The 24,452-nt window shown below is 68.9% G+C and carries 22 protein-coding genes and 1 tRNA gene; 10 read left to right on the top strand and 13 right to left on the bottom strand.

What is annotated here, in order from left to right:
* The first annotated feature begins 8 nt into the window (after nt 1-8).
* Nucleotides 9-188 (top strand): YegP family protein, encoded by a 180-nt coding sequence (locus ACFVH2_RS01995; protein WP_378421041.1) that lies wholly within the window; start codon nt 9-11, stop codon nt 186-188.
* Between the two features lie 266 nt (nt 189-454).
* The gene (locus ACFVH2_RS01990) at nt 455-1,552 is read left to right on the top strand and encodes a CaiB/BaiF CoA transferase family protein (protein WP_378475683.1); all 1,098 of its coding nucleotides are present in this window, start codon (nt 455-457) and stop codon (nt 1,550-1,552) included.
* 64 nt (nt 1,553-1,616) lie between these two features.
* Here the strand turns inward: ACFVH2_RS01990 and ACFVH2_RS01985 are convergent, their stop codons facing one another.
* A complete protein-coding gene (locus tag ACFVH2_RS01985) occupies nt 1,617-2,687 on the bottom strand; it encodes an aldo/keto reductase (protein ID WP_378421037.1) in 1,071 nt (356 codons plus the stop codon).
* Complete coding sequence (locus ACFVH2_RS01980) at nt 2,633-2,854, bottom strand: hypothetical protein (protein WP_378421034.1); 222 nt, start codon at nt 2,852-2,854, stop codon at nt 2,633-2,635. Before ACFVH2_RS01980 ends, ACFVH2_RS01985 begins: the two co-directional genes overlap by 55 nt.
* 138 nt (nt 2,855-2,992) lie before the next feature.
* Here ACFVH2_RS01980 and ACFVH2_RS01975 point away from each other — a divergent pair, with 138 nt between their 5' ends.
* Both ACFVH2_RS01975 and ACFVH2_RS01970 read left to right on the top strand, forming a co-directional pair.
* Nucleotides 2,993-3,784, top strand: a complete 792-nt coding sequence (locus ACFVH2_RS01975) for a helix-turn-helix transcriptional regulator (RefSeq protein WP_378421032.1) — start codon at nt 2,993-2,995, stop codon at nt 3,782-3,784.
* 898 nt (nt 3,785-4,682) lie between these two features.
* The gene (locus ACFVH2_RS01970; RefSeq protein ID WP_378421030.1) at nt 4,683-5,330 is read left to right on the top strand and encodes a flavin reductase family protein; all 648 of its coding nucleotides are present in this window, start codon (nt 4,683-4,685) and stop codon (nt 5,328-5,330) included.
* Between the two features lie 983 nt (nt 5,331-6,313).
* On the opposite strand, the gene ACFVH2_RS01965 is transcribed toward ACFVH2_RS01970, so the two are convergent.
* From ACFVH2_RS01965 to ACFVH2_RS01955, 3 genes are all read right to left on the bottom strand, one after another.
* Nucleotides 6,314-6,398, bottom strand: a tRNA-Ser gene (locus tag ACFVH2_RS01965).
* 51 nt (nt 6,399-6,449) lie between these two features.
* Nucleotides 6,450-6,884: a MarR family winged helix-turn-helix transcriptional regulator gene (locus ACFVH2_RS01960; RefSeq protein ID WP_378421391.1), complete on the bottom strand. Its 435-nt coding sequence runs from the start codon at nt 6,882-6,884 to the stop codon at nt 6,450-6,452.
* 158 nt (nt 6,885-7,042) lie between these two features.
* The gene (locus ACFVH2_RS01955; RefSeq protein ID WP_378421028.1) at nt 7,043-8,224 is read right to left on the bottom strand and encodes an alpha-hydroxy-acid oxidizing protein; all 1,182 of its coding nucleotides are present in this window, start codon (nt 8,222-8,224) and stop codon (nt 7,043-7,045) included.
* Between the two features lie 64 nt (nt 8,225-8,288).
* On the opposite strand from ACFVH2_RS01955, the gene ACFVH2_RS01950 reads away from it, so the two are divergent.
* Entirely contained in the window at nt 8,289-9,275 is a 987-nt protein-coding gene (locus tag ACFVH2_RS01950) for an NAD(P)H-quinone oxidoreductase (RefSeq protein ID WP_378421026.1), read from the top strand.
* A gap of 93 nt (nt 9,276-9,368) precedes the next feature.
* Here the strand turns inward: ACFVH2_RS01950 and ACFVH2_RS01945 are convergent, their stop codons facing one another.
* Nucleotides 9,369-10,568: a cysteine desulfurase-like protein gene (locus tag ACFVH2_RS01945; RefSeq protein WP_378421024.1), complete on the bottom strand. Its 1,200-nt coding sequence runs from the start codon at nt 10,566-10,568 to the stop codon at nt 9,369-9,371.
* Nucleotides 10,569-10,815: 247 nt separating this feature from the next.
* On the opposite strand from ACFVH2_RS01945, the gene ACFVH2_RS01940 reads away from it, so the two are divergent.
* From ACFVH2_RS01940 to ACFVH2_RS01920, 5 genes are all read left to right on the top strand, one after another.
* Nucleotides 10,816-11,400 (top strand): bacterial proteasome activator family protein, encoded by a 585-nt coding sequence (locus tag ACFVH2_RS01940; RefSeq protein ID WP_378421022.1) that lies wholly within the window; start codon nt 10,816-10,818, stop codon nt 11,398-11,400.
* A gap of 48 nt (nt 11,401-11,448) precedes the next feature.
* Entirely contained in the window at nt 11,449-12,324 is an 876-nt protein-coding gene (locus tag ACFVH2_RS01935) for an ABC transporter permease (protein WP_378421019.1), read from the top strand.
* Between the two features lie 9 nt (nt 12,325-12,333).
* Nucleotides 12,334-13,140: an ABC transporter ATP-binding protein gene (locus tag ACFVH2_RS01930; RefSeq protein WP_378421017.1), complete on the top strand. Its 807-nt coding sequence runs from the start codon at nt 12,334-12,336 to the stop codon at nt 13,138-13,140.
* The gene (locus ACFVH2_RS01925; protein WP_378421015.1) at nt 13,137-14,024 is read left to right on the top strand and encodes a glycosyltransferase; all 888 of its coding nucleotides are present in this window, start codon (nt 13,137-13,139) and stop codon (nt 14,022-14,024) included. Before ACFVH2_RS01930 ends, ACFVH2_RS01925 begins: the two co-directional genes overlap by 4 nt.
* 359 nt (nt 14,025-14,383) lie before the next feature.
* A complete protein-coding gene (locus tag ACFVH2_RS01920; RefSeq protein WP_378421013.1) occupies nt 14,384-15,244 on the top strand; it encodes a class I SAM-dependent methyltransferase in 861 nt (286 codons plus the stop codon).
* Between the two features lie 7 nt (nt 15,245-15,251).
* On the opposite strand, the gene ACFVH2_RS01915 is transcribed toward ACFVH2_RS01920, so the two are convergent.
* The 7 genes from ACFVH2_RS01915 to rfbB form a co-directional block, all read right to left on the bottom strand.
* On the bottom strand, nt 15,252-16,775 hold the full coding sequence (locus tag ACFVH2_RS01915) for a mannosyltransferase (protein WP_378421011.1): 1,524 nt from the start codon (nt 16,773-16,775) through the stop codon (nt 15,252-15,254).
* Nucleotides 16,776-16,778: 3 nt separating this feature from the next.
* Nucleotides 16,779-18,668 carry a glycosyltransferase gene (locus ACFVH2_RS01910; protein ID WP_378421009.1) on the bottom strand — a complete coding sequence of 630 codons (1,890 nt, stop codon included), beginning with the start codon at nt 18,666-18,668 and terminating at the stop codon, nt 16,779-16,781.
* A gap of 69 nt (nt 18,669-18,737) precedes the next feature.
* Nucleotides 18,738-20,990 (bottom strand): hypothetical protein, encoded by a 2,253-nt coding sequence (locus ACFVH2_RS01905; RefSeq protein WP_378421007.1) that lies wholly within the window; start codon nt 20,988-20,990, stop codon nt 18,738-18,740.
* A 74-nt stretch (nt 20,991-21,064) separates the two neighbouring features.
* Nucleotides 21,065-21,469: a GtrA family protein gene (locus ACFVH2_RS01900; protein ID WP_378421005.1), complete on the bottom strand. Its 405-nt coding sequence runs from the start codon at nt 21,467-21,469 to the stop codon at nt 21,065-21,067.
* A complete protein-coding gene (locus tag ACFVH2_RS01895; RefSeq protein ID WP_378421002.1) occupies nt 21,466-22,410 on the bottom strand; it encodes a glycosyltransferase family 2 protein in 945 nt (314 codons plus the stop codon). Before ACFVH2_RS01895 ends, ACFVH2_RS01900 begins: the two co-directional genes overlap by 4 nt.
* A 142-nt stretch (nt 22,411-22,552) precedes the next feature.
* Complete coding sequence (locus ACFVH2_RS01890) at nt 22,553-23,233, bottom strand: hypothetical protein (protein WP_378421000.1); 681 nt, start codon at nt 23,231-23,233, stop codon at nt 22,553-22,555.
* A gap of 211 nt (nt 23,234-23,444) precedes the next feature.
* The gene (gene rfbB, locus ACFVH2_RS01885; protein ID WP_378420998.1) at nt 23,445-24,452 is read right to left on the bottom strand and encodes a dTDP-glucose 4,6-dehydratase; all 1,008 of its coding nucleotides are present in this window, start codon (nt 24,450-24,452) and stop codon (nt 23,445-23,447) included.

Raw genomic sequence — 24,452 nt, 5'->3', positions numbered from 1 at the left:
GTATCGCAGTGGCTCCGAAGTTCGAACTGTACAAGGACAAGGCCGAGAAGTACCGATTCCGACTCAAGGCCGGCAACGGCGAAATCATCGCCGTCGGTGAGGCCTACGAAAGCAAGGCTTCGGCCAAGAACGGCATCGACTCGATCAAGAAGAACGCCGCGATCGCCGAGATCGACGACCAGACCTAACCGCGACGCCCGACCCACGAGCTCCCGGATCAAGCGGATGCGCGCCGCCACCCCGGGAACGAAGAAGGTGCCCACCCACCGACGACTTCCTCCAGAGTCACCGGCGGGTGGGCACTCTCGTCGGCACATCGAACCGAGCCACTACGCGCCCAGCTCGTCGTAGTCCGAAACAAGACAAACCCCAGCCAGCAAGATCGGACCGGGCTATCTTCGTTTCGTCACCAGCTGTGTTGCGACCCTTGGAATCTGCCCGTCTCGGAGGCACCATGCCCACCACCCCCACCGGGGCTCTCGCCGGCATCCGCATCGTCGAACTCGGCGGAATCGGGCCAGGACCGTTCTGCGGCATGCTCCTCGCCGACCAGGGCGCGGACGTGATCCGGATCGACCGGCGAGCACTCGAAGGCCGGCCCTCGGTGCATCCGGTGCTGCACCGCAATCGGCGCTCGCTGACCCTCGACCTGAAGGACCCGGCCGACGTCGAGACCGCGCTGGCGCTCATCGACACCGCGGACGCCCTGATCGAGGGCTTCCGGCCGGGCGTTGCCGAACGGCTCGGCCTCGGACCCGACACCTGCCTGGCCCGCAATGCGCGCCTGGTCTACGGCCGGATCACCGGGTGGGGCCAGGACGGGCCGCTCGCGCACGAACCCGGCCACGACATCAACTACATCGCCCTGACCGGCGCGCTCGGCGCGATGGGAATCCCCGGCGAGGTGCCGCCGGTCCCGCTGAACCTGGTCGCAGACATGGGCGGAGGCGGCATGCTCCTCGCTCTGGGCATCACCACCGCGCTGCTGCACGCGCAGCGCACGGGGCTCGGTCAGGTGGTCGACGCCGCGATGATCGACGGCACCGCGGCGCAACTCGCGATGGTCCACGGCCTGATGGCCAACGGCAACTGGTCCGACCGGCGCGGGGTGAACCCGTTCGACGGCGCGGCGCCGTTCTACCGCACCTATCGCTGCGCGGACGGCGGGTTCGTCGCGGTCGGCTGCGCGGAGCCTCAGTTCTATGCAGCCACCCTGCGCGTGCTGGGCCTGACCGAGGACCCGCTCTTCGCCGCCCAGATGGATCGGGAGGCGTGGCCGGCGATGTCCGATCGACTGGAAGCCATCTTCGTCACGCGCACCCGCGACGACTGGGTAGCCGCATTCGACGGCCAGGGAGCCTGCGTGTCACCGGTTCTGAGTCTGACGGAGGCCGCCGCACATCCCCACAACGACGCCCGCGGCACGTTCAGCACCGCGGACGGAATCGTGCAGTCCGCCCCCACCCCTCGCCTCCTGGGAACCCCCGCCGGAGCGCCGCGACCGGCGCCGCTGATCGGCGCGCACACCCGCGAGGTGCTCGCCGAGCTCTAACCATCCATCCATCTCCGGCAAGTCTCCCCCTACCTCCCTCACCACTTCACAACGGTCCCCAAACCTATTGGTAACCCTCGGGGCTCCGCGGCGTGTAGGAGGCCTCGAGGCGATCGATATCGTCGGGCTCGAGCGTCAGGTCGAGCGACGCCAACGCGTCGTCGAGATGCTCGAGCTTGGTAACCCCGACGATCGGCGCCGTGACCGGGCCCCGCTGGCGAACCCAGGCCAAGCCGACCTGCGCCCGCGACACCCCGTGACGTTCGGCGACGACGCCGACGGCATCGACGATCGCTCGGTTGGAGTCGATGGTCTGGCGGTAGTAGGACCTCAGCACGGTGTCAGTGCCGGCGCGGACACTGGTTGCGCCCGGCGGCCTCGTCAGTTGTCCCCGCGCGAGGGGACTCCACGCGAGTACACCCACCCCCATGTCCTGGCACATCGGGTGCATTTCGCGTTCTTCCTCGCGCTGGAGCAGGTTGTACTGGTCCTGCATCGACACGAAGCGGGTCCACCCGCCGAGATCTGCAGTATGTTGCGCCTTCGCGAAGTGCCAGGCGTGCATCGAGGAAGCCCCGATGTAGCGCGCCTTGCCGGCGCGGACGACGTCATGGAGGGCCTCCATCGTCTCCTCGATCGGTGTGTCGGGATCCCACCGATGGACCTGGTAGAGATCGACGTAGTCGGTGCCCAGGCGGCGCAGGCTCTCGTCGATCTGCCACAGGATGTGCTTGCGCGAGAGTCCCGCTCCGTGCGGGCCGGGCCGCATCGGGAAGAACACCTTGGTCGCGAGCACGAGTTCATCGCGGCGGGCCATCCCGCCGAGAACCCGACCGGTAATCTCCTCGCTCGTGCCGTCGGAGTACATGTTCGCGGTGTCAAAGGTGTTCACGCCAGCTTCGACGGCCCTGCGGTAGAACGCCTTCGCCTCCGTGAGCGGCAGCGTCCACGCATGATTGCCCCGCCCGGGATCCCCGAAACTCATGCAACCCAATATCAGCTCCGAGACCTGCAGCCCACTGTTGCCAAGCCGGCGATACCCCATCGGCCTGCCCCTCACGACCGTCGTAGCCGCGGAGGTCACCGGCTCAACCATCCATGGAAACGCCGAGTGAGGAACGGCATGACGACCCACACCATGGAGGCCACCGCCACCGGCACGATCACTGCCAGCCGCGCCGGCAGCGGGCCACCACCCATCAGCGGGGTCAGCACGGTCACCATCACGGTCAGCACCGGATAGATCCCGCACACGGTCAGCAACCACACCTTCCATCGGCGGGGCACGAATGTCGTTGTCACTGAATCCTCCACGTTCGTCTGTTGTCCACTCGGTTCACACGAGTCTTGGACCGAGCCGGACAGAAGTGAAGGGCCGAACCGTTCCTGGCAGTGACACACCCAGGAACGGACGCACCCGGTGTTGGCAGAATCCGGCGTGTGAGCACATCCGGCCCGCTGGGCGAATTTCTGCGATCACGGCGGTCGACAGTCCGACCGTCCGATGTCGGCCTCCCCATCCGTCCCGGACTGCGCCGAATCCCCGGGCTACGCCGGGAGGAACTCGCGACGATCGCCGGAGTCAGTTTCGACTACTACACCCGGCTCGAACAGGGACGCGAACGCAGGCCGAGCCGCGCAGTCATCGAGAGCCTGGCCCGTGCCCTGCAGCTGAGTCCCGACGACAGGCACCACCTCGACCACCTCGCGGCCTTGACCGCGGACCCTCCCACGACCGCGACCCGGGCTCCCGCCGAGACGGTGCGAGCAAGTATCGAGCGCCTCCTGGCGCGGTTGAGCCCGTCGCCCGCATACGTGCTCAACCGGGTCAGCGACATGATCGCCGCCAACCCCGAGGGTCTCGAACTTTTCCACGGCATCGGGACCTGGCCACGTCGGCAGCGCAACACGATTCGATACATCTTCACGCACCCGGCCGCGCGCAGCCTCTTCGTCGACTGGGAGGCGACGGCACGGGCCAGCGTCGCCCAGTTGCGGACGATGAATGCGCACTGCCCCACAGATCGGTACCTGCTCGACTTGGTCGCCGAACTCGAGTCGGCCGACCCGGCCTTCCGCCACCTCTGGACGAGTCACGCTGTCGGGCCACGCCGTCACACCACGAAGGAGTTCGACCACCCCGATCTCGGCACCGTCGCCTACGACTTCGAGTCCCTGTACCTACCGGACGACGAATTGCGTATCTCCGTCTACACGAGCACCGCCACCTGAGACCGTTCCATCAGCGCGCAGGCTCGATCGTGATCCATTGGGTGAACACCCTGCGTCCACGCTCAGGTCCCATCCATCCACATCCATCAGCCGGGGCGGTTCGTCCTGCGATGCGCCTCATCTTTGGCCAAGCGTCTTTGAAACCCGTTGCCCGTGCCCCCTGTGATGTCGCCGGCCCGCCACTGCGGTTTCTCGATCGGCTGGTCGTGGCGAAGCCTCGCCCCTCGAACGCGACTACCGTGCATCGGAAGTCGCACTTGGCCTGAGTCCAATTGCGAGCTCCAGTTCGCTTCAATAACAGTATCTATTTCTCGGTGCGGGCGCTTGTCGATCTGAGTGACCGTCAGCGACTCCAAGTGGCCGCTCGAGACCCGCCTACCCACCGACGACCTGGTTGCGCGAGGCTCCGCCGCGCACACGCACCGAACGAGCTGCGATTGGCCGACCTCACTGGAAACCGCGCCGCGAAACGCGGGCTCTACCGCTGCGCCGTCGTCGACGCCAACCGGATCGTGTACTACTTCTGGCGACTCAATGATGCAGCCCCACTAGTTGTTTGAAGGGCTAGACTCCCCGCCGAAACGGCGGTGACGAACCCGGCAGATTCATCGCGCCGGGCCAGTGAGTTCATTCATCCATCCCGTCGGTCTTCTCATCAACACCTCAGCCATCGGGCGTTGGGACGACCGACTGCATTCATTCAGTTACGGTCGAGAACGTTCGTTCAGGCTCGGCCGTCGCCCTGTGATCGGATCCGATGGGTCGTGTGGGCGCCTGTGCCGAAGAGTCAGCTGTGCGCGCTTTGTCCAACATTGAACGATAAATGCCGCTACTCTGCTACAGGTAATGAAGTGATCTGGCGGGCACGCGTGCTGCCGGTTTCGGACAGGAGATGCAGATGTTCTACAGGCCGGAAGTCGAATCGAGCGGACTGCCGTACAACCCGTTCAAGGCGTCCTGTGTGCCGCGACCTATCGGCTGGATGTCGACGGTGGATGCGAACGGAGTTCCGAACCTAGCCCCTTACAGTCAATTTCAGAACGTGACGTGGGACCCGCCGACGATCTCGGTGGCGGTGAACTGCCAACCGGACGGTCGCCCGAAGGACACCGCCGCCAATGCGATGGCAACCGGCGAACTGGGTTGGAGCATGGCCACCGAGCGTCATTTCGACGAGATCGTCATGACCAATCATGACCTCCCTCCTTCGGTCAGTGAGTTCACCTACGCAGGGCTGGAGTCCGTCCCGTCGAAGCTAATCGAGGCTCCGCTCGTGGCCGGAGCCCCGGTGCAGTTCGAATGCAGGCTTCAGCAATCGATCTTCCTGCCTGGTGCGACACCTGAGTCGTCCACCTATCTGCTGATCGCGCAGGTAATCGGAATCCACATCGATGAGAACTTCCTCACCGACGGTATGCTCGACGTCGAGAAGATGCGTCCGCTTGCACGCCTCGGATACCTTGACTTCACGGTTGTCGAGAAGACAGTTCAACCCCCCACGGCGAGCATGAGAACGCCGGAGTCCATCGCCTTCATGTCCGAGTAGATGATCTGTGGGCCAGAGTGATGCTACTCATGGTCATCCATCACTCTGGCCCAGTCTTGCCGTTATCGCACCCATTCCCGTGAACCTGCAGCTCCAGCGGTTTCCGGCGCGCCACAAGGGAGCGACACAGCAGCACTGATGGACGATCCTGGAGGAAACGGCTGCGCATCGGCGTGGCCGACCGGAGGCGTCTACCCCCAGGCAGGGTGACACTCCGGTGGAATCCCCGCCGAAGCCGATCGAACCGAAATGCCTGCATAGGAGCGAATTTGGGGCTTCCCACACTTTAGTTGACTCGCGGGGGCGGGCCCTTTGCAACTCCCGACTCCTGCGAGGACTCCACCTTCCACTTCGGAGGCTCACGGCGTGGTCGGACGCTGGTCCCCCGAAAGGCATAGTCATCCTGCTGGGCTAGCTCCGTTCGAAGTCGACTGTCGCCGGCGGCGGCGCCTCGAAACCCGCCGCGCACCACCTGAGACTGACCCGGACTCAGCTCAGGCGAACAAATAATTGGAGCTGAGACGCGCCGATGACATGCGGCGACCTCGTCGCCGAGCACTCTTCGTCTCGCACACTTGCCACAAACCTGGAACTTATCCAGATATGTGTGATCTGGTGCGTCCCCTACGAGCTCTTCAGGAATCTGAAGTAAAAGGCCGTGAATACCAGGACGATTCCGACATTCGCTGCCAGCCGCGCCCCGAATCTGTCCCTGAAGAACAGGACGTCCACCGCAACCACCGTGGTTACCAGTGCGAGCACATAGAGCACTACGACCGCCTGCCGTCCCATCACACATTTCTACACGTCGACCCTTGAAGCTGGCGGCACCTCGAGGCAATTCGGTCGACGCGCGCTCTGCGCCACGGCCGGCATGGGACGCCACCTCTGGGCAAAGTAGTTGGCAACGGCAACCTGACGCGCCCCGCCAGACCGCACGAAGAAGGCCCCCCACCTGCCGGAACAAGTGGGGGGCCATGCTGCGGAAGCGGAGGGATTTGAACCCCCGTTGGTGTTACCCAAGCTCGCTTTCAAGGCGAGTGCATTCGGCCGCTCTGCCACGCTTCCGTGGCGAATCCTATCGTCACGACTCGCGGAGAGGTGAACGGCCCGCTGGGCTCAGGCGTCCGGTCTCGTGTCGAGGGCGGCGTCGACCTTGTCGAAGACCGTCGCGACCCCGACCAGTTCGTCGTCGTCGAGCAGGTCGATCAGGTACCGGCGCACCCCTCCCACGTGCGTGGGCGCCGCCTCCGCGAGTCGCCGCCTGCCGCCGTCGGTGATCACGGCCAGCACACCGCGGCCGTCCTCGACGCAGGTACTGCGCACCACCAGTCCGTCCGCCTCCATGCGCCGCACCTGGTGGGTCAGCTTGCTGCGGGAGGACAGCACCCCGTCGGCAAGATCGCTCATCCGGACGGCACCCTCCTTCGACTCGGAGAGCATCACCAGAATCCGGTAGTCGTCCAGTGAGATTCGATGTCGAGACTGGAGTTCCCGATTGAGAACCTCCATCAACCGCTGGCTGCCCTCGATGAAACCACGCCACGCACGCATTTCCGCGCTGTCGAGCCACTTGGGCGTCTCGCCCGGCTCGTCCCCCCTCGCTGCATTCACATATACGATTATGCCAGTCCTCGCCGGTAACATACCGATCGGTACTGAGCTCCCGGGCGGGCCCGACGGCCCCGCCGGAACCGTCCGAGCACCGCCGATCAACCCCCCACGGACCGCAGCGCCGAGGCGTCCACCTCCGCCACGCTCGCGAAGCCGGCGAGTCCGAGCGTGATGTCGAGATCGGCCAGCAGCATCCGCAACGCGTGCCGCACCCCGTCCTCGCCCGCGACCCCCAGCCCGTACACCCACGGCCTGCCGTACAGCACCGCATCGGCACCCAACGCCAGCGCCTTTATCACGTCGGCGCCACACCGGATCCCGGAGTCCAACAGCACGCTCGCCCGGTCCCCGACCGCGGCGGCAACCGCCGGCAGCGCGTCGAGGGCGGCGATCGCGCCGTCCACCTGCCGACCACCGTGGTTGCTCACCACCACACCCGACGCACCCGCGTCGACCACCGCGCGCGCGTCGTCGGGATGGACCACGCCCTTCACCGCGATCGGCAGGTCCGTCCACTCCCGCAGGCGGGCAACGTCGGCCGCGCGCACCGAGTGGTTACCGAACATGCCGACCCAGGTCAGCACGGCCATCTGCATGGCCTCGGGGCTCTCCTCCGGCGGCGCGGACAACCGCGACCGGAACACCGGATCGGACAGATAGTTCGCAATGCCCTTGCCCTGCAGGAACGGCAGGTGGCCGAGTTCGAGATCCCTCGGACGCCAACCCATTCCGGGCGTGTCCGCGGTCAACACGATCGCCTTGGCGCCGGCGGCCGTCGCCCGCCGTACCAGCGACTCCGCGACCTCGTCGTCGGCCGGCCAGTACAGCTGGTACCACCAGTTCTCCCCCGACACCGGCGCCACCTCCTCGATCGGCGTGGACGCCGCGGTGGAGAGCACCGAGCCGATGCCCAGCTCCGCGGCCACCGCGCCGACCGCCGGTTCCGCGGCGGGGTGCACCAGTTCGAGCACCCCCACCGGGGCGGTCAGCACCGGCGCCGCCAGCGCGGTCCCCATCACCTCCACGGACAGATCCCTGGCGTCCGCGGCCGCCGTGCCCCGCAGCATCCGCGGCACGATGGCGTGGCCGTCGAAGGCGGCCAGATTCGCCGCGGCCGTCCGCTCGCTCGACGCGCTGCCCGCGATGTAGCCGAACGCGGCCGGGGACAGTGTCGCGCGGGCGAGCTCCTCGAGACCGGCCGCGGTCATCGGGAGCTGCGGCACCGCGCCGCCCAGTCCGGAGAAATAGATCTCGTTCTGCAGGTTGCCGAAGTTGGTCACCGGCGTGACGGTAGCCGCTCCGCCCCTCCGGGGGAACGACATCGCCAGGGGCTAGCGTCGATACATGCACGCGATCACCGTCACCACGCCCGGCGGACCCGAGGTCCTCGAGTGGGCACAGGTCCCCGACCCGCGGCCCGGTCCGGGCGAGGTGCTCCTCGACGTCGCGGCCACCGCCGTGAACCGCGCCGACGTGCTGCAGCGCCGCGGCTTCTACCCGCCACCGCCCGGCGCGAGCGACATCCTCGGGCTCGAGTGTTCCGGCACCGTCGCCGAACTCGGCGAGGGGGTGCGCGACTGGCAGGTCGGTGACCGCGTCTGCGCACTGCTGGCCGGCGGCGGCTACGCCGAGAAGGTCGCGGTGCCGGCGAGCCAGTTGCTGCCCGTGCCCGCGGGTCTCGACCTGGCCACGGCCGCCGCGTTGCCGGAGGTCGCGTGCACGGTGTGGTCGAACCTGGTGATGATCGGCGGTATGCACGGCGGCCAGCTCGTCCTCATCCACGGCGGCGCGGGCGGCATCGGCACCCACGCCATCCAGGTGGCCGTCGCGCTCGGTGCCACCGTCGCCGTCACCGCCGGGTCCGAGCACAAGCTCGCCGCGTGCCGGGAACTCGGCGCGAGCATCGCCGTCAACTACCGCGAGGACGACTTCGTCGCCGCGGTGCGGGACACCCCGCAGGGCGGCGCCGACCTGATCCTCGACAACATGGGCGCGCAGTACCTCGACCGCAACATCGACGCCCTCGCCGCCGACGGGCAGCTGTGCGTGATCGGCATGCAGGGCGGCGCGACCGGCGAACTGAACCTCGGCAAGCTGCTCGCCAAGCGCGGCCGGGTGTTCGCGACCGGGCTGCGCGGGCGCCCCGAGACCGGTCGGTCGAGCAAGGCGGAGATCGTCGCCGAGGTGACCCGGCGACTGTGGCCGCTGATCGCGGACGGGACGGTGCGCCCGGTGGTGCACGCGGAACTGCCGATCGCCGAGGCCGGCGCCGCTCAGACGCTGCTCGACTCCCCCGAGACGGTCGGCAAGGTGGTCCTCACCATGCGTTGACCCCGGTTGCGCTCACCCCCCCGCCGCCTTCCCGAATGTCCCACCGGTTCACATCGACCGAACGAATGGGCCATTCGGGAGGACCGGGGAAGATCAGCCGAGGGCGGCGACGGCGCGCACGAGCTGGTCGATCTCGTAGCGCGTGGTGTACGGAGCCAGCCCGATCGTGACGGCGCCACCCTCCTCGTTGACCCCGAGCGAGTCCAGCAGCCGGCTACCGCGACCACCGACGACGGTGCCGATCCGGCGTTCGGCGAAATGCTCCGACACCTTCTCCGCCGGCACCCCGGTGACGGTGAAGCTGATCGTCGGGACCCGGCTGTGCGAGGTTCCGATCAGCGTCACCTGCGGCAGCCGACGCAGGTGCGCCATCAGGTAGTCGAAGATGCGGTCGTGGTAGTCCTGCAGCGAACTGATCGAGGTCTCCAGCCGTTCCCGGCGGGACCCGCGGGCGCTCTCGTCCAGGCCTGCCAGGTAGTCGATGGATGCGGTCAGCCCGGCCAGCAGCGAGTACTGGTGCCCGCCGATCTCGAGCCGTTCCGCGCCGCGAGCGTGCGGGTTCAGCGAGATCGCCGGAATCCGGTCGAGCAGCGCGGGGTCGCGGAAGACCAGCGCGCCCACCTGCGGGCCGCCCCAGCTCGGCGCGTTCACCGCGACCACGTCCGCACCCAACTCGTTGATGTCGACGTGCGCATAGGGCGCGGCCGCGACCGCGTCGGCGACCAGCAGGCCCCCCATTTCGTGGGTGCGGTCGGCCGCGACCCGGACGTCCGGGGCCGAGCCGACGATCGGCGAGGCCGCCGTCAGCGCGACCAGCCGGGTGGTGGGCCCGATCAGCTCGGCGAACTGCCAGCTCGGCAGGTCGCAGGTGTCGATCTCGACCTCGGCCCACCGCACCTGCGAGCCGTACCGGTTCGCCACCCGCAGCCACGGCGCGACGTTCGCCTCCTCGTCGAGCCGCGACAGCACCACACCGGTACCCAGACCGAGCCGCGAGCTCAACGCCTCGGCGAGCCACGCCAGCAGGGCCGCCCGATCGGGACCGAGGACCACACCCGCCGGGTCGCCGCCCACGAGATCGGCGACCGCCTCACGGGCCGCATCGAGGATCGCGGCGCTGCGTCGCGCACTCGCATGCCGGCCGGAATGCGATGCGGCAGTACCGCGGAACGCGGTCGACACCGCGGTCGACACCGAGTCGGGGTGCTGCATGCCGGCTTGCGGGTCGAGATGGATCCAACCGTCTCCGAGCGACGGGATCAGTCCCCGTACCCGGGCGACGTCGTATGCCATGACCGACAGCCTAGGTGCTGATTTCGGGACCGCGCGATGGGGTTGCACCGATTGTGAGATGTAACAACCAACGTGAGCTGGCACAACATACCGATCCAGTCGGGCCGGCCCCGAGTTTCGTCGCGTTCGGTCGACCGCGTCGTTCCGCAGGCTCCACTCCTGAAACGCCCCTGGTCGTTCCGCAGGCTCCACTCCTGAAACGCCCCGGGTCGTTCCGCAGGCTCCACTCCTGCGACATCATGGAGCCATGACTCAACCGGAGAATGAACACGTCCTCGTGATCGGACCCGACGGTCGGCCCGTGCTGGGCAACTCCTCCGGTACCCCGGCCGACCCGACGAGTGCCCCCGGCGGGGGCACCGGAAACGGCAACGGCAACGGCGAGCCGGACGAATCGCTCGCCGACATGGTCGAGCAGCCGGCGAAGGTGATGCGGATCGGCACCATGATCAAGCAGCTCCTCGAGGAGGTGCGCGCGGCACCGCTCGACGACGCTAGCCGGGCCCGGCTCAAGGAGATCCACAAGTCGTCGATCCGGGAACTCGAGCAGGGCCTCGCGCCCGAGCTGCGCGAGGAGCTCGAACGCCTCACCCTGCCCTTCACCGACGACTCGGTGCCCTCGGACGCCGAGCTGCGGATCGCGCAGGCCCAGCTGGTCGGCTGGCTGGAAGGCCTCTTCCACGGCATCCAGACCGCGCTGTTCGCCCAGCAGATGGCCGCTCGCGCGCAGCTCGAACAGATGCGTCAGGGTGCGCTGCCCCCCGGGCTCGGCGGGCAGGGTCACGGGCACCCGGGTCAGCAGTCCGCCCCGGGTACCGGTCAGTACCTGTAGGCCGCGGGCCGGTCGGGCCCGACGGCCCGACCGGTAGGCTCGGGCACCGTGTCAGCATCCGCCCTCGAATCCGAGGCCGCCGAGAGCGCTCCTCCGCCGGCCTCCGACTCGCAAACCTTCCGTCGCGCGTTCAAGGACCTCCGTGACGGCTTCGGCCAGCGCGAGCTGTGGTTGCACCTGGGCTGGCAGGACATCAAGCAGCGCTACCGCCGCTCGGTGATCGGCCCGTTCTGGATCACCATCGCCACCGGCGTCCAGGCCGCCGCCATGGGCCTGCTGTACTCGGCGCTGCTCGACATCCCGCTCGACGAGTTCCTCCCGTACGTGACGGTCGGCCTGATCGTGTGGAACCTCATCAGCGCCTCGATCCTCGAGGGCTCGGACGTCTTCGTGGCCAACGAGGGTCTGATCAAGCAGCTGCCGTCGGCCCTGAGCGTCCACGTGTACCGCCTGGTGTGGCGACAACTGCTGTTCTTCGCGCACAACCTGCTGATCTACGTGATCATGGTGTTCGCGTTCGGGGTGTGGCGGCACCTGACCTGGCCGGACCTCTCGGCGATCCCCGCGCTCGGGCTGATCGTGCTCAACGCGCTGTGGGTGTCGATCATGTTCGGCATCTTCTCCACCCGCTACCGCGACATCTCGCCGATCCTCGGCAGCCTGACCCTGCTGCTGTTCGTGCTGACGCCGATCATGTGGACCACCGAGAGCCTGAAGGACCAGGGCGGCCAGGCCGCAGAGCGCGTCAAGCTGGCCGAGCTGAACCCGCTCTACCACTACCTCGAGATCATCCGCGCACCCATGATCGGGAAGCCGCAGGAGGCGTACCACTGGTACATCGTGCTGGCGATCACCGTCGCCGGCTGGGCCTTCGCCCTGTTCGCGCTGCGCAAGTACCGGGCCCGAGTGCCCTACTGGGTTTAGGGGACACAGATGACCAGCAAAGTCAGCATCGACACCCACGACGCCTGCGTCGACTTCCCGATCTTCGACGCCAAGTCCCGGTCCCTGAAGAAGGCGTTCCTCGGCAAGGCCGGCGGCTCGATCGGTCGCAACGACTCCGACGTGGTCGTGGTCGAGGCCCTGCGCGACATCACCATGTCGCTCAAGGAGGGCGACCGGGTCGGACTGGTCGGGCACAACGGCGCCGGCAAGTCCACCCTGCTGCGGCTGCTGTCGGGCATCTACGAGCCCACCCGCGGCAGCTCCCGGATCCGCGGCCGGGTCGCGCCCGTCTTCGACCTCGGCGTCGGCATGGACCCGGAGATCTCCGGGTACGAGAACATCATCATCCGCGGCCTGTTCCTCGGGCAGACCCGCAAGCAGATGCTCGCGAAGATGGACGAGATCGCCGAGTTCACCGAGCTCGGCGAGTACCTGAACATGCCGCTGCGCACGTACTCGACGGGCATGCGGGTCCGGGTCGCGATGGGCGTCGTCACCTCGATCGACCCGGAGATCCTGCTGCTCGACGAGGGCATCGGCGCGGTTGACGCGGAGTTCATGAAGAAGGCCCGCGTCCGGCTGCAGGCCCTGGTGGAACGCTCCGGCATCCTGGTCTTCGCCAGCCACTCGAACGAGTTCCTCGCGCAGCTGTGCAACAGCGCCATGTGGATCGACCACGGGCAGATCCGCATGCAGGGCGACATCGAGGACGTCGTGCGCGCTTACGAGGGCGACGACGCGGCCGACCACGTCCGGCACGTCATCGCCGAGCTGGAACGCGAGCAGAGCGCGTGAGCGATTTCGTCGTCGGGGTCGTCGTCACCCACAAGCGGCGCGAGCTGCTGGCCGAGTCGCTGAAGGTGCTCGCCACCCAGTCCCGACCGCTCGACCACCTGGTGGTCGTGGACAACGCCGACGAGGACGCCGTCCGGGCGCTGGTCGAGGGCGCCGACGTCCCGACCACTTACCTGGGGTCCAAGCACAACCTCGGTGGTGCCGGCGGTTTCGCGCTCGGCATGCTCTACGCCCTCTCGCTGGGCGCGGACTGGCTCTGGCTCGCCGACGACGACGGCCGCCCCGACGGCCCCGAGGTGCTCGCCACCCTCCTCGACTGCGCCACCCGGCACGGCCTCGCCGAGGTCTCGCCGGTGGTGTGCGACATCGACGATCCGGACCGCCTGGCCTTCCCGCTGCGCCGCGGCCTCGAGTGGCGGCGGCACCGCAGTGAACTCGGCGACGACGACTTCCTGCCGGGCATCGCGTCGCTGTTCAACGGGTCGCTGTTCTCGGCGGCCGCCGTCGACGCGGTCGGCGTCCCGGACCTGCGACTGTTCGTGCGCGGCGACGAGGTCGAGGTCCATCGGCGGCTGGTGCGGTCGGGGCTGCCGTTCGGCACCTGCCTGCAGACCGCGTACGTGCACCCCAACGGCGCCGACGAGTTCAAGCCGATCCTCGGCGGCCGGATGCACACCCAGTTCCCGGACAACGAGACGAAGCGCTTCTTCACCTACCGCAACCGCGGCTACCTGATGTCGCAGCCCGGCATGCGCAAGCTGCTGCCACAGGAGTACGCCCGTTTCGGCTGGTTCTTCCTCGTCCAGCGCCGCGACGTCCGCGGCTTCCGCGAGTGGATGCGGTTGCGTGGGCTCGGGCGTCGGGAGAGGTTCGAACGCCCGTAGTTTCGAACGCCCGTGGTAACGCCTCGCCTCTCGGTGACTGCGCTGCTCGCCGTGACTGCGCTGCTCGCCCGGCCTTGTCTGCAGTAGTCGGCGCAGTCGTGGCTCGGCACCCCGACGGCAGGCACCTCCTGAAGGTCATGGGAGAACACTTCTCTCGGAACCTTTTTGGCGACCACGCACCCGCGTCCCGCGCCGCACTTGTCGTCGACTTGTCGCGGCCGGTCACCGTCACTTGCCGCCGGTCCCCGGGACGCACGGGTAGCGTTTGTCCCGGGGGCGTCCGGCGCGGCCCGGCGGACCCGCCCGACCCGACATCCGATCGACGGCAGTGGACGATCGACGAGGAGGCGGACAATCGGATGACCAGAAGCTTTCGCCACACGGCCCGGCTCAAGTTCAAACGTGCCGTCGCCGAGGTGGTTCACGACGCCAACGTCCAGACCCGGCTGGAACAAGAGGTCCGCCACGACCAGGTGCTGGCCGAACTGTCCGCCACCAACGGCGAACTGGCGCGGGTGCTCAGCGAACTCGCCCTGGCCCGGACTCAGATCGCGACCGTCGGAGAACGCCTCGCGGAGCTCGAGGAGCGGGAGCGCCGCGACATCACCCACGCCCTCGACGTGCGGGCCGCCGCCGACACTGCCGCGTTCGTGCTCGACCGGATGCCGACCGCCGAGGTGCGCTGGGATCCGCACGAGACGCTGCGCTACGCCCTCGACCTCGTGCGCGGCGACGGCCTCGCGCTCGAATTCGGCGTCGCGAGCGGCACCACCCTGACGATCGTCGCCGAGATGCTGCGACCGGCGGGCCACGACGTGTTCGGTTTCGACGTCTTCACCGGACTGCCGGAGGCCTGGCGCACCGGGTTCCCGGCCGGCGAGTTCGCCCGGGAGTCGGTGCCCGCGGTGCCCGGCGCCCAGATCGTCGAGGGCCTGTTCGAGGACACCCTGCCGGGCTTTCTCGCCTCGCATCCCGGGCCGATCGCGTTCGCACACCTGGACGCGGACCTGTATTCCTCCACCGCAACGGTGCTGGGGCTGATCGGCAACCGGCTCCGGCCGGGGACCGTGCTGGTGTTCGACGAGTTCTTCAACTACCCGGGCTGGCAGCAGCACGAGTACCGAGCATGGACGGAGTTCGTGGACCGCACCGGCGTGCGTTTCGAGTACCTGGCCTACACCGGCAACCACGAGCAGGTCGTCGTCCGGGTCACCGGCTGACGCGAATTCACCTTCGCAACAGCACGACCTGCGTCGTGTTGAACTCCCAGCGCTGCTCGAGCCGCAGCCCCGCACGGGTGAACTCGGCGAACTGGTCGGTGTCCTCGAGGTGGTACGGCGGCAGGGTCCACAGCTCGTTGGAGGTGTGCCGGACCGTGCGGGCCGCGGCGCGCTCCTGATCGGTGAAGTACCAGAGGGTGTCGCAGGACGTCAACGGTTCGATCGGGTCGGTCACCGCACGTTCCTCGTCCCACAGCCAGCCGGTGCCGGCCGCGGTGCGGCCGAGGCCGATGTCGCGGGTGCCCTCGAACGCGGCGGGGCGCACGTCCTCGACCAACCTCTGCGGCGCCGGGTTCCACGCCGCCGCACCGAACAGCACACAGTCCCCCGCCCGCAGGTGCTCGCCGGCGAACCGGTTGACCTCGGAGAAGTCCATGCCACTCGGCTTGGCGTACGGTCCGCGCTGGGCGAGGTAGCCCGGCACGGCGAGCGCAGTCAGCACCGCCAGGGTCAGCGTCGTCGTCCACCATCGCCGGGTGATCCTGGTCAGGGCCAGACCCCCGAGCAGTGCGACCGCGGGGGTGGTGAAGGTGAGATACCGGTCCAGGTAGACCGGAGACCGGGCCACCGAGTAGACCAGCAGCGCCGCGGTGGGCACCACCGTCCAGGGGACCGCCACCGCCAGGACCCGGCGCCACGTCCCGTCCCCGCCACGGAGCGCGGTGGCGACGCCCGCGACCACGAGCAGGACGGCGAAGGCGACGGCGAGCCAGGGCGCGCCGACGAACCACTGGTACTCGGCGAGGGCCCGGGGCAGGTGCGAATCCAGCGGCGGGATCCAGCCCACCTGCCCGGACTGCGCCCGCACCACGGCGAGAAACGGCGCCGCACCGGCGGTCCCCGCGGCGGCGGCGACGGTCCAGCCGCGCCAGGATCTCCGTAAGTCGTTGCGCGTCAACATCGTCAGCAAGTGCGCCGCGACGAGGGTCGCGAGGTAGGCGAACAGCACGATCGACGCCGCCAGGGCCACCGCGTACCCGGACCAGGCCGCGGCCCGCCGCCACCGGCCCCGAACAGCGGGCACCGCAACGAGAATCACCGTCAGCCACACGGCGGCCGCGGCGGTCAACGCGTAGCCGCGGGCCTCCACCGCCGCCCACCCCACCCGGGGCAGCGCCGCGAACACCACGCCGGCGACCACCCCCAGCCGGCGGGTGCCCAACCGGGCGCCGAGGACCACCACCCCAGCCGCCGAGGCACCGACCGCGAGCGCACTCGGAAGTCGGGCCGAGAACTCGGACGGTCCGAAGGCGTCCAGCCAGTAGTGCATTCCGGCGTAGTAGAGGCCGTGCACCGCGTCGATGTTGCCGAGCAGGCGCCACAGGTCGTCCGGCGAACGTCCGCTCGAGTGGATCGTCGCGACCTCGTCGTACCAGAACGAGGGCACCCAGCTCCCGGCCGCGCCGACCACGACGGCCAGGACGCCCACCACCAGGGCGTCCCACCGTCGGGTCCGGACGGACTCGGGCAAGGGCTACTTGCCGTACAGGCGCGCCCAGTTCTCCCGGCTGGTCAGCTGCGGAAGCGCCGCACGGAACTGCGCCTGCGTCGCCGGACCCTGCTCCCGGAAGCGCTTCATGAGCTTCGCGGTGCGGGCGGTCAGCTCGCGGGCGGTCTCCTTGTCGCGGCGGCGAACTCGGACCCCGGACTGCGAGGCATCGGTGACGACCGCGGTGTCGAACAGCGAGACGTGCCACCAGTGGGCCTCCCCCGCCGGGATGTTGGCCACCCCGTGCTGGGTCCGGCCCAGCCACTGGTAGGCCGCCCGCTTCGCGAGCACAGCGTCAAGCCGGGTCTTCTCGGGCTCGAAGCCGGCGCGACGGACCACCATGTCCGCCTGCCGCACGCCCGGGATGTCGTTGGCGGGGTGCTTGACGGTCTCCGGGAAGCGGCCGCGTTCCTTGCGGATCGAGGCGAGCACCGCCTGGCCGCCGTCCTCGAGCACCGACGGTCCGGTGAGGAAGTCCTCGATGCCGCGAATCATGGTGTACGCCAAGCCGTACTGCATCGAGACCAGGTACTGGCTGATCTCGCGGGTCATCAGCTTGCTGAGGTTTTTCACGTCGAAGTCGCTGTGCAGGGCGGCCGCGATCAGCGAGTTGCGGATGGAGAAGTACTTCGCCCAGTCGTCGCGGTCCTTCCAGTGGAAGTCCGCGTGCCACACGCCCGCGTTCGGCAGGGTGACGGTGACGAAGCCGGCACCGCGGGCCCGCAGGCCGTACTCGATGTCGTCCCACTGGAAGAACATCGGGATCGGCAGGCCGATCCGGGCGACCACCTCCGCCGGGATCAGGCACGACCACCACGCGTTGTAGCCCGCGTCGACCCGCTTGTTCTGCTTCTTCTTGAGCAGATTCGCATCGTGCAGCGAATTCGCCGCCCAGCGACCGGCTTTCAGCTTGGACAGGTCCGCTTCCTCGGCGCTGACGTGCAGGTTCTGCGGGTTCATCAGGTAGAGCATCTGGGCACCGACCAGCGTGGGCTCGGCGGTGACGTTGGCGAAGGCGTTCATCCGCAGCACCGACTCGGGCTCGCAGAGGATGTCGTCGTCCATCAGGATCACGTTGGCGTGCTCGTTGATCTCGGAGACCTCGTACATGCCGCGGGTGAACCCGCCCGCGCCACCGAGATTCGGCTGGCGCAGGTAGACGAGCTTGTCCCCGAGGGTGTCCGCGACCTCCGCGAACAGGGCCCGGTCGGACACGTGGTCGGAGCCCTGGTCGACGACGTAGACCGCGTCGATCCCCGCGGACATCTCGGCGTCACCGGCGATGGCCGCGACGGTCTGTGCGCAGTCGTCGGCGCGGTTGAAGGTGCAGATCGCGATCGCGGCCGGGCGGATCACCTCGGGGGCGGGCACGGTCCACGCGAGCGAGTGCACCGTGAGGCCGCCGTCGACCGCGGTGAACTCGAGCCACAGCGAACCGCCGTCGAGATAGGCGTCGAGAGTCGCGGTCAGGCTGACGGTGCCGGGGCCGCTGACCTCGCGGGTGCTCAGCGTCCGCGCATTGCCCGCCGAGTCGGACGCCCTCAGCAGCACCCGCGCGGAACCCTCGGTCTCGTGGGCGAAGGAGACCGTCACCTCGGTGACGGTGGTCCAGCGCTGGAAGTAGCTGGCCGGGAAGTCACCGAAGTAGGTGTCGGTGGAGACCGTCGCACCCTTCTCCAGGTGCATCGAGAACCGCTCGCGGTGCGCCTTGCCCGCCACGATCTTCGCGTAGAGCGCGTCCTTGACACGGGCCGTGGGGCCGGTGAACACGCCGCGGGCGAGCACGAGCCTGCCCTGGCCACGATGGTCGTGCAGAGCGCTGCGAACAGCGGCAGTGCTCCCGTCCACAGGCGCGACCGACGCAGACTCGTTCATAGTGCTCCTACCGCTTTCCACAACCGCATGTACGGATCGAACTCGGGGTTCTCCCTGGGTGGCAGGGTATCAATCGCCGCCGGGGGTGTTCAGCCGCGGCGAACGCTGCGGACGCCGCCAGCACCACACCGCCGTCTGCACCACCACGATCAGCACCGCCGCGAGCAGCGCCGCGAACCCCAACCGGAGCCCGGGCGTGGCGAACTCGACGGTCAGTGTGTGCTCGCCGGCCGGGACGTCGACCGCGAGCAGGCCGGCCGGGCCCTCCGCCGCCTCGACCGGGCGGCCGTCCACCGCGGCGGTGTATCCCGGCCAGGCGAGTCGGGCGAACGCGACCCGCCCCGGCTCGGCCGCGGCGTAGTGGACCTCCTCCCGCTGCGGGGCGTAGTCCACGGTGTGCGCGTCGACGCCCGGCGAGGCCCAGGTGAGCCGGCTGTCCGACGGCAGCACCTCGTCGCGGATCCACACCGCGCGCACCGGGGTGTCGTAGGCGCGGTGCCAGCCCGGCGGCGGGTCCGCGGCCGCGGCCTCGGGCAGCTGCGAGCGCTGCAGCACCAGCGTGGAGACGCCCATCACGTCGATCAGCGGCGCCGGTGTCGACGCGTCCGCCGGCCGCCAGACACGGTCGAACGCGTCACGGCAGGTGGCCCCGCGGTAGTCCATGCACAGCTGTTCGGCGAAGTCGACGAATCCCATGCCGGTGTAGCTGGCCACCGACTGGATCCCCGCGGCGCGGGGCAGGTTGCCGAACATGATCTCGCCGTCGCGCATCTGCTCGGTGGTGACCCCGTCGAGCGAGGCCAGCTGCAGCACGGTGCCGCGGTACTTCTCGGTGCCCGCGGCGATCCGGTTCAGGTCGTACGCCGGGTACACCCGGCCGGCGACGACGGGCTTGTTCTTGTCCTGCCAGGCGGCCGGGAACGACGAGCTCTGCAGGAACAACACGGCCGCGGTGCCCAGCACCGCCACCGCGCCGAGGCCGCGCAGTCCGACCCGGCGGTAGGCGACCAGCAGCGCCGCGACCAGGGCCGCCACGATCGCCAGGCCGAGCAGGTGCACGAGGATCTCGTCGGGGCGCACCGCCCACGCGAGATAGAAGCCGACCGCGACCAGCGCGGCGGTCGCGCCGGCCCGCCTGCGCACGTTGTCGGTGGCCAGCCCGGCCGAGAGCACCACCGCGAACAGCACGCCCCCGGCCAGGTAGAGGTACTCCACCAGCCGCACCGGCCAGCGGAACAGCCACAGGTTGGACGGCGCGAGGGTGGCGAGCAGGTAGAAACCACCGACCGCGAACAGGCTGGTCAGCGTCCCGGCGCGGGCGCGGGCGGTGCGCCAGCGCAGCCACGGCAGCAGCGGCGCCAGGAACCAGGCGAAGTAGGTGCTCGGGATCGACTCGAGCCGTCCCCCGGCCCAGGTCGACATCGACGGCAGATAGGTGGGCACGCTGCCCGCGACCAGGTCCCCGATGTCGGGCACCAGGAAGGTGTCGTTGGACAGCGCCGCCAGCGACTCCCGCGTGGTGACCTCGCTGGTGCCAAGCAACGGCAGGAAGACCAACAACGCGACCGCGCCGACGCAGGCACCCATCACGACCAGGTGGGCGAGCCGGACGTAGCGCCGTCGGACCAGCAACTCGACCGCGATCGCCGCCAGCACGACCACCAGGCCGAGGGGCGCGTACGGGTTGCCCGTCGTCATCGCGAGCGCACCGAACAGGAACGGGACGAAGGGGTTCGTCGCGCCGCGGGAGTGCCGGCGCGCGGACCACCAGAAGTGGGTGACCCAGGTGAAGGCCATCAGACCGGCCGGCCAGCCCGAGGCCTCGTACCAGAGCGTGAAGCCCGACACCGGCAGCGCGGTCGCGACGATCACCGCGGCGACGCGACGCGCCCCGTACTCGCGGGCGAGCAGGTACGCCCCGGCCGAGAGGATGGCGAGCATCTCCACCATCACCGTGAATGCGCCCAGCGAGAGGTTGTCGAAGTGGGAGATCAGCACGAAGTTCGCCAGGTTGACCGGGTTCCAGATGCCGGTCAGTGCCTCGGCGGCGTAGTTGCCGCCCATCCAGCCCGCCGGATCCATCGTCGGCCACTGCCCGGCCCGCAGGCTGTCGCCGAACACGTGCCAGAGCGGGGCGAACTGTTCGTGCTGGTCACCGACGTAGTAGAAGAAGTGCCCTCGCCACTGGGCGATCGTCGCGATCGCCGCGGTCACGAGCGCGACACCGAGTGCGACGAGCCAGTCCGGGAGGCCGCGTCCCCGCTTCCGGGGTGTCGCCGTCCGTTCGGACGTGTCCGTCTCCGTGCCCGCCTGTGCCGTCACCGCGTCGATCCCTCCCAAGGTCCCGGGTGAGCATAGGGCAGCCGACGGGTGCGACCGGAATCGCTAACGGCGGGCTACCGGGCCCCGGCAACCGGCTCGGGGACCTCGACCGCACGGTGTGGCCTGGTCAGGATCCGCCGGGACAGCAGGAAGGTGACGGGGATCGCGGCGACCGCCGCGATCAGCGGGGCGATCCGGTCGTCCACGTGGAAGGCGCTCACGAGCAGGATCATCCCGACCGTGGTGACGATGTAGTTGGTGGCGTTGGTCAACGGGAACAACGCGAACTTGCGCCACGTCGGCGGGGTCCGGAAGGTCCAGTAGCAGTTGAGGAAGAACGAGCCGACCATCGAGATCGCGATCGCGAGCAGGTGCGCGGCGAGGTAGGGCATCACGGTGTTGAACGCGAGGTACAGCCCGTAGTACACGCCGGTGTTGATCACGCCGACGACCGCGAAACGCAGGATGTGCCGCATCATCGGTTCACTCCCTCGCGCCCGCCCGGTTCGGTCTCGGCCACCAGGTAGTGCGGGCGCCGCTTCGCCTCGTAGTAGATCCGCCCGACGTACTCCCCGATCACCCCCAGGAACAGCAGCTGCAGGCCGCCCATCCCGGTGATCGCGGCGATCAGGGTGACGTAGCCGGGCGCGGTGACGCCGTGCATCAGGGCCGCGACGATCAGCCCGATGACGTAGACGAACGACAGCGCGGTCACCGTCGCGCCGAGGTAGATCGCCAGGCGCAGCGGCGCGTTGTTGAACGACATGATGCCGTCGATGCCGTAGTTCAGCAGCCGGCGGAATGTCCACTTGCTCTCGCCGCCGCCCTGCCGGGCGACGTTGCGGTAGTCCACCGTCACGGTGGGGAATCCGATCCAGGAGAACAGTCCCTTGGAGAAGCGGTTGTACTCGCGCATCCGCAGCAGCGCGTCCACGGCGCGTCGGCTGAGCAGCCGGAAGTCGCCCGCGCCGTCCTCCATGTTGACGTCGACCATCGCGTTGACCAGGCGGTAGTACATCCGCGAGAGCAGGGTGCGCGCGAAGGCGTCGCCGTCCCGGGTCCGCCGCGCGATGACCTGGTCGTAGCCGTCGGCGTGCAGGCGCAGCATCTCGATCAGCAGGTGCGGCGGGTGCTGCAGGTCCGCATCCATGATCACCACGGCGTCGCCCTGCGCGTAGCCGAGGCCGGCGAGCATCGCGGCCTCCTTGCCGAAGTTGCGGCTGAAGGAGACGAATCGGCACCGGGAGTCCTGCTCGTGGAGCTCGCGCATCACCCGGACGGTGTCGTCGCGGCTGCCGTCGTCGACCAGCACGAGCTCGACGTCGACGTCGGCCTGCTCGAGAGTGGCCAGCACCTCACGCACCAGGTCGGCGAGGACGTCCTCCTCGTTGTGGCAAGGCACCACGACGGACAACATCATGTGAACAATCCCCTCGATCAACCGGCTCGGAGTGTGTTCAGACGACTGCCGGCTTCTTCGCCACGGGGCGTCAGTTTAGGCGGTCCGGTGTTGGCGCCTCCGGTCGCGCACCCGCCACCTCGGCAAACGGGGATCCGCGAGCTCAGTTCCAGCCGATGCCCAGCGGCCCGATCCCGACCGACCCGATCCCGGTCGTCATGGACCCCTCGACCAGCGAGCCGGTGTTTCCGGACCCGGTGTTGGAGGAGCCGGTGTTGACCGACCCGACGTTGGTCGATCCGGTGTTCGCCGAGCCGAGGTTCAGGTTTCCGGTGTTGGCGGACCCGACGTTCCCGGTGCCGGTGTTCGCCGACCCGATGTTGCCGGACCCGGTGTTCGCCGACCCGACGTTGCCGGACCCGGTGTTCGAGGAACCGCCGTTGGCGGACCCGGTGTTGGTCGAGCCGACGTTGGTCGAGCCGGTGTTCTCGGAGCCCACGTTGTAGGAGCCGGTGTTGTCCGGGCCGAGGTTGAGGGACCCGAAGCTGCTGCCGCCGCCGGCGGAACCGGCGCTGCCCGAGCCGAGGCTGCCGACCACGTCGCGGCAGGGCAGCAGGCCCGCGACATCGGCCGGTGCCAGGGACCGGACCAGCACCGCGACGTCGGCCAGTCCGGCGTCCGCGCAGGACGGTCGGGCGGCGGCCACGGCGCTGTGCGCACCCACGAGATCGCTCAGGGTGTCGGCGTTGGCGGGGCCCGCGCCCGCGTATCCCGTCGACAGCGCGGCGAGCGCGGCTGCGACCGCGAGGGTCCTGGCCGTCGTGACCCGGCGAACAGCGTTCATGGAGCGCTCCTTCTCAACCCGTAAGGCGCGAGCGAACTCTCAGTGAATGGGTGTTGCGCAGGTGACGGTACCGCCGCGCGGGCGAGCGTGCGTGCCAATCGGCAATTGTCGGCGAGTCCCGGGGAAGCGGCCGACGGTGGCCGAGCCGATGCCCGTCTCGAGCGACCCGGCTGCCCCGGACCCGGTCACGACCTGGCGAGCAAAATCATGCTCAACCTTGCGAATCCTGCTCAGTGTTTGCGTAGAAGGCCTCCGTCGCGGCCTTCTGCGGCCGCCACCACGCCTCGTTGTCCCGGTACCAGGCGACCGTCGCCGCCAGCCCGGCACGGAAGTCCCGAAACCTGGGCGCCCAGCCGAGCTCGGTGCGCAGGCGCGTCGAATCGATCGCGTACCGCAGGTCGTGCCCCGGCCGGTCCGGCACGAAGTCGAAGTCGGCCCGGTCCCGGCCGAGGAGCTCGAGGATCGTCTCGACGACGGTCCTGTTGTCGGCCTCGCCGTCGGCGCCGATCAGATACGTCTCGCCGATCACCCCGCGGTCCAGGATCTCCCACACCGCGCGGTTGTGGTCGTCCACGTGGATCCAGTCCCGCACGTTCGCGCCCGCCCCGTAGAGCTTGGGCCGGCCCCCGTCCAGGACGTTGGTGATCTGGCGCGGGATGAACTTCTCCACGTGCTGGTACGGCCCGTAGTTGTTGGAGCAGTTCGACAGGGTCGCCCGGATGCCGAACGAGCGGGTCCAGGCACGCACGAGCATGTCGCTCGACGCCTTGGTGGACGAGTACGGACTCGACGGGTTGTAGGCGGTGGCCTCGGTGAACCGAGCCGGGTCGTCGAGGGCGAGGTCCCCGTACACCTCGTCGGTCGAAATGTGGTGGTAGCGCACGTCGTACCGGCGGACCCCCTCGAGCAGTGCGTAGGTGCCGACCACGTTCGTCTGCACGAACGGCCACGGGTCGGCGAGCGAGTTGTCGTTGTGCGACTCGGCCGCGAAGTGCACCACCGCATCCGAGTCCGCGACCAGCCGGTCCACCAGCGCGAGGTCGGTGATGTCGCCGTGCACGAACTCGATCCGGTTCGCCACCGGATCCAGCGAGGCGCGGTTGCCCGCGTAGGTGAGGGCGTCGAGGACGGTGACGCGGACGTCGGGTCGCTCCGTCACGGTCTGGTGCACGAAGTTGGCGCCGATGAACCCGGCGCCCCCGGTGACGAGAAGCCTCAT

This window comes from Rhodococcus sp. NPDC127527, assembly GCF_042672245.1.
Classification (GTDB): domain Bacteria; phylum Actinomycetota; class Actinomycetes; order Mycobacteriales; family Mycobacteriaceae; genus Rhodococcus_G.
This window is presented reverse-complemented; position numbering and strand designations above follow the sequence as displayed.